Raw genomic sequence first — 5,128 nt, 5'->3', positions numbered from 1 at the left:
GGGCCGGGCGGGTTTAGCCCGTGTTGCGCATCCCGGCGGCGATTCCGTTCACCGTGGTGAGCAGCGCCCGCTCCAGGGCCGTGCCGTCACTCGGGGCGCGGCGGCCGCCCGGCGCGGTCGCCACCGCCCGTCCGGCGGCACCGGACTCCCGGTACTGCCGCAGCAGCGCCACCTGAAGGTGGTGCAGCGGCTCCAGGTAGGTGTCCCGCACGGCCAGGGTGCGCTGGAGCACCGGCGAGTTGTCCAACAGGGCGGGCGAGGCGGTCACCGCCAGCACCTCCCGCTTCGTCAGCTCGTACTCCTGCTCGATCTGCTCGAAGATCGGGTGCAGTTTCTTCGGCACCAGCGTCTCGACGTACCGGCGGGCGATGCTCAGGTCGGTCTTGGTCAACATCATCTCGACGTTCGACAGGAACGTGCGGAAGAAGTGCCAGTTGCGGTGCATCTCGGCCAGCACGTCCGCCAGCCCGGCCTCGCGGGCGGCGGCCAGCCCCGCGCCGACGCCGAACCAGCCCGGCACGATCTGCCGCGTCTGCGTCCAGCCGAACACCCACGGAATGGCCCGCAGCCCGGACAGCCCGGCGCCGGTGTTCGGGCGCTTCGCCGGCCGGGAGCCGATGTTCAGCGCGCCCAGCAGCTCGGTGGGGGTGGACGCCCAGAAGTACGCCGGCAGGTCCGGGTCCTCGACGAGCGACCGGTACGACCGGTACGCCGACTCGGAGACCACGTCCATGGCAGCGTCCCAGCGTTCGAGCATCTCCGCCGGCTGCCGGGGGCCGGTGTGCAGCAGCGTCGCCTGGAGCACCGCGGCGAGCGTGAGCTCCAGGTTCTCCCGGGCCAGCGAGGGCAGGCTGTACTTGTCGGAGATCACCTCGCCCTGCTCGGTCACCTTGATCGCGCCGTCCAGCGTGCCGTACGGCTGGGCCAGGATCGCCTCGTGCGTCGGCCCGCCGCCGCGCCCCACCGTGCCGCCCCGGCCGTGGAACAGCCGCAGGTGCACCCCGTGCCGGGCGGCCACGTCACGCAGCGCGCGCTGTGCCCGGTGGATCGACCACTGGCTGGTGGTGATCCCGGCCTCCTTGTTGGAGTCCGAGTAGCCGAGCATGACCTCCTGCACGTCACCCCGGGCCGACACCAGCGCCCGGTACGCGGGCAGCGACAGCAGCTCGTCGAGGAGTTCGCCGCCGGCGTTCAGCTCGGCGGGGGTCTCCAGCAGCGGCACGAACCCGATCCGCGCCCGGCCGCTGTGCACGTCGACCAGCCCGGCCTCGCGGGCCAGCACCACCGCGGCCAGCACGTCGTCCACGCCCATGGTCATCGAGATGATGTACGACTCGATCACCTCGGTGCCGAACCGGTCCTGCGCCTCCCGGATGGTGCCGAACACGTCGAACGTCTTGCGGGTCGCCTCGGTGAGCGGAGTGTCCAGGGTGGAGAGTGGCCGGCGACCGGTCAGCTCGTCGGCGAGCAGCTTGGTGCGCTCCAGCCGGCTCAGCGCCGGGTAGTCGGAGACCTCGCCGACCGCTCCGTACAGCTGGGCGAGCACCGCGTGGTGCGCCTCGGCGTGCTCCCGGACGTCCATGGTGGCCAGGTGCAGGCCGAACGCGGAAACCGTCCGGATGGTGGAGGCCAGCCGGCCGACGGCGGTGAGCTGCCCGGAGTTGCGGGCCAGCGAGGCGCGCAGCAGCTCCAGGTCGGCGATCAGCTCGGCGGAGCCCCGGTAGTCCCGGCCCGGCACGTGCGCGGTGCCCTGGCGCAACCGCTGCCGGGTGTTGGCCAGCTTCGCCTTCACGCAGCGCGCCTTGAGCCGGTACGGCTCCTCCGCGTTGACCCGGCGGAACCGGGGCGCCACCTCGGGCAGCGCGTCCAGGTCGGTGGCGAGGCTGGCGGAGAGGTCCAGTGACACCCCGCGCAGCCGGCGGGACACCGAGACCTCGTTGATGAGGTGGTCCATCGCCTTCTCGGTGGCCGCGATGCCGTGCTCGTGCTGGATGGTCAGCACCTCGCGGGTGACCGCCGGCGTGACGAAGGGGTTGCCGTCCCGGTCGCCGCCGATCCAGGTGCCGAAGCTCAACGGGCGGGCCGTCGGCGAGGTCTCCACGCCGAGCGTGCGCAGCGTGTCGGCCAGGTCGTCGAGCACCTGCGGGGCGGCCTCGGCGTACAGGTCACGCAGGTAGTAGATCGCGTTGCGGGCCTCGTCGGTCGGGTCCGGCCGGTCCAGCCGCAGCTCGTCGGTCTGCCACATCAGGTCCAGCAGCTCGGCCAGCCGGCGGTTCGCCGGGCCCTCGTCGCTGGCGCCGTACAGGATCGCGTTGGCGGTCTCGGTGTCCAGCTCGTCGGCGATGGCCCGCAGCTTCGACAGGATCGACCGGCGGGCCGCCTCGGTCGGGTGCGCGGTGAAGACCGGCCGGACCGCCAGCCGACGGGCCGCGGCGGCGATCTCCTCGGCCGGCACCCCGCGCTCGGCGATCATCTTGGCCGCCTGGTCCAGCCAGCCGCCCTGCACGGCGCGGCGGCGGCGCAGGTCCCGCGCACGGTGCACCTGCTCGGTGATGTTGGCCAGGTGGAAGTAGGTGGAGAAGGCGCGGGCCAACTTGGTGCCGGTGGTCACGTCCAACCCGCCGAGCCGCTGGGCGGCCGCCGGGGCGTCGGTGCGGACCTGGGCGCGGATCTCCTCGACGAGGTCGAGCAGTGGCCGGCCCTCCTGGCGGGCCAGGGTCTGCCCGAGGAGGGTGCCGAGCCGGCGGATGTCGGCGCGCAGCGCGGCGTCCGGGCCGTCGTGGTCGTGCTGGTCGGTCACGATGCGCTCCTTACGTGAGTACGAAGGACAGCGCTGTCCGACTCCCTGGATGGTATCCGCGCCGGGCCGGATGGCAGGAGGGGCTCTCCGAATGGTGCGCCGTGACGCGGAACACCTCGGAGATACCCTTTGATCATGGTGTCCCCGAACTATCCCGCCAAGCCGAAGCCGGGCGACCGGGTCGCCGTCGTCTCACCCTCCGCCGGTCTGCCGGGTCTCTTCCCGCACGTGTACGAGCTGGGGCTGCGTCGGCTGCGCGAGGAGTTCGGCCTGGAACCGGTGGAGTATCCGACCACCCGGGTGATGGGGGCCGACCCGCGCGATCGCGCCCGCGACCTCACCGCCGCCTTCGCCGACCCGAGCATCACCGCCGTGCTCGCCACCGTCGGAGGAGACGACCTGATCACGGTCACCCCGCACCTCGACGATGACGTGCTGCGGGCCAACCCCAAGCCCTACTTCGGCTACTCCGACAACACCAACGTGCTCAACCACCTCTACCGGCTGGGGATGGTGGCGTACCACGGCGGGTCGGTGCTGGTGCACCTCGGCCGGTCCGGCGCGCCGCACCCGTTGACCTTCGACTCGCTGCGCGCCGCGCTGTTCACCTCGGGGTGGTACGAGCTGACCCCGGCGACCGAGTGGGGCGACGAGCCGCGCGACTGGCAGGATCCGGCGACGCTCGCCGACGAGCCGGTGATGTACCCCGGAGAGGGCTGGCACTGGCACGGGCCGGCGCGGGTGGTGCAGGGGCGGACCTGGGGCGGCTGCCTGGAGATCATCGGATGGCTGCTGGCCGCCGACCGGGTCCCCTCGACCGCCGAGCTGGCCGGCTCGGTGCTGATCCTCGAAACGTCCGAGGAAATGCCCAGCGCTCAGGAGGTCTTCCGCATCGTGCGCAACATGGGCGAGCGCGGGCTGCTCGCCGCCTTCCCGGCGATCGTGGTCGGCCGACCCAAGGCGTGGGACTTCGACCGACGGCACAGCCTGGACGAGCGGCGGGCCTGGTGCGAGGCGCAGCGGGCGGCGATCCTCCGGGCCGTGGCACCGTACGCCGACGACCCGGTGGTGGTCTTCGACGTCGACCTCGGGCACACCGACCCGCAACTGATCATCCCGTACGGCGGAGAGGTCCTGGTCGACGCCGAGGCCCACCGCATCGCGGTCCGCTACTGATTCCGTCCGGCTGCCCGCCGGCCCGTGCGCGGTGTCAGCGTCCTCAGCGGTGTCAGCGTGCTCAGCTGTCGACGACGGCGAAGGCGCGGACCGGGAACGTGCCCATGCCGGCCACCATCGGTGGGGCCGCGGTGAACCGGAAGCCGCTCGGCGGCAGGGCGTCCAAGCCGGTCAGGTGCTCCACGATCGGGATGCCCGCGGCGAGCAGCGCGCTGTGCGCGGGGCGCTCACCGCCGGCCGCCGGGCCCATGTCGTCGATGTTGATCGAGTCGATGCCGACCAGGGCCGCCCCGGCGTCGACCAGCGCCCGGGCAGCGTCACCGGTCAGGTACGGCGCCTCCGGCGAGCCGTACCGCTCGGTGCCGAAGTGCGCGGCCCAGCCGGTGTGCAGCAGCACGGCACGCCCGGCCACCTCGTACGGAGCCAGCATCAGCCGGTCCACCGCCCGGGTGCCGGGCGGCACCCGGACCACCACGCCGGGCAGGTCCGCGAAACAGTCCAGCGGCAGCGCCGTCAGGTCGTCGCCGTCGGCCCAACGGTGGGCGGGGGTGTCGAGGTACGTGCCGGTGTTGGCGATCATGTCGATCCGGGCCACGCGGAACTCGGTGCCCGGCGCGTAGTTCGCCCGGGACGCCGCGAAGGTCAGCCAGTCGGCGATCTGCGGTCCCGGCCAGCCGGGCAGGGTGGTCATCCCGTCGTGGATCACGTGGCTCAGCTCGACCAGCCGACGGCCGGTGTCGGCTGCACCGACGGCGACGCCCCGACCGCCCTTGTGCGGCTCCTCGATGATCGTCTTCGCGCTGATCCGTACGTCGGCGACCATCAACAAGCCGAGGTGCCGGACGAACAACGCGGCCAGGTCCTCGTCGGTGATCTCCCGACCCGGGATGTCCAGCCGGAACCCCTCGGTGCGCAGCCCGCCGCCGTTGGCGAAGCTCACCTCAGCATCGAACTGCGCCCGCCACTGCCCGCTCATACCCTGACCCGATCACGCCCTCCCACCGCCGTCAAGATCCAGCGACGGCCGCCGCCCGGGGCGTCCGCGTCGTCCGCCCGTGCGGATGGCGCGGAGCGGCAGGGGGTGATCCACGCAACTTCAGGGAAACAGGGGCCTCCCGGCGCGCCGAGGCCACCACATCCCTGAAGTTGTGC

General features: G+C 72.6%; 3 protein-coding genes. 1 reads left to right on the top strand and 2 read right to left on the bottom strand.

Annotated features, from left to right (window positions below; translation table 11 throughout):
- Positions 1 to 13: 13 nt before the first annotated feature.
- Positions 14 to 2,800, bottom strand: a complete 2,787-nt coding sequence (ppc, locus tag EAD89_RS29975; protein ID WP_121678028.1) for a phosphoenolpyruvate carboxylase — start codon at positions 2,798 to 2,800, stop codon at positions 14 to 16.
- Positions 2,801 to 2,935: 135 nt separating this feature from the next.
- On the opposite strand from ppc, the gene EAD89_RS29970 reads away from it, so the two are divergent.
- Positions 2,936 to 3,976 carry a S66 peptidase family protein gene (locus EAD89_RS29970; protein WP_121678027.1) on the top strand — a complete coding sequence of 347 codons (1,041 nt, stop codon included), beginning with the start codon at positions 2,936 to 2,938 and terminating at the stop codon, positions 3,974 to 3,976.
- Positions 3,977 to 4,037: 61 nt separating this feature from the next.
- Here the strand turns inward: EAD89_RS29970 and EAD89_RS29965 are convergent, their stop codons facing one another.
- Positions 4,038 to 4,952, bottom strand: a complete 915-nt coding sequence (locus EAD89_RS29965; protein WP_121678026.1) for a cyclase family protein — start codon at positions 4,950 to 4,952, stop codon at positions 4,038 to 4,040.
- Positions 4,953 to 5,128: the final 176 nt, after the last annotated feature.

Origin of the sequence: Micromonospora sp. BL4 (genome assembly GCF_003667505.1) — a bacterium.
In the GTDB taxonomy this organism is placed as follows: Bacteria; Actinomycetota; Actinomycetes; order Mycobacteriales; family Micromonosporaceae; genus Micromonospora.
The sequence above is the reverse complement of the archived record's forward strand: the minus strand, read 5'-3'. Positions and strand labels throughout refer to the sequence as shown.

What these genes read in the sequence shown, in the direction of transcription:
- EAD89_RS29970 (WP_121678027.1), top strand. Translation starts at nt 2,936, where the DNA reads ATGGTGTCCCCGAACTATCCCGCCAAGCCGAAGCCGGGCGACCGGGTC.
- EAD89_RS29965 (WP_121678026.1), bottom strand. Translation starts at nt 4,952, where the DNA reads ATGAGCGGGCAGTGGCGGGCGCAGTTCGATGCTGAGGTGAGCTTCGCC.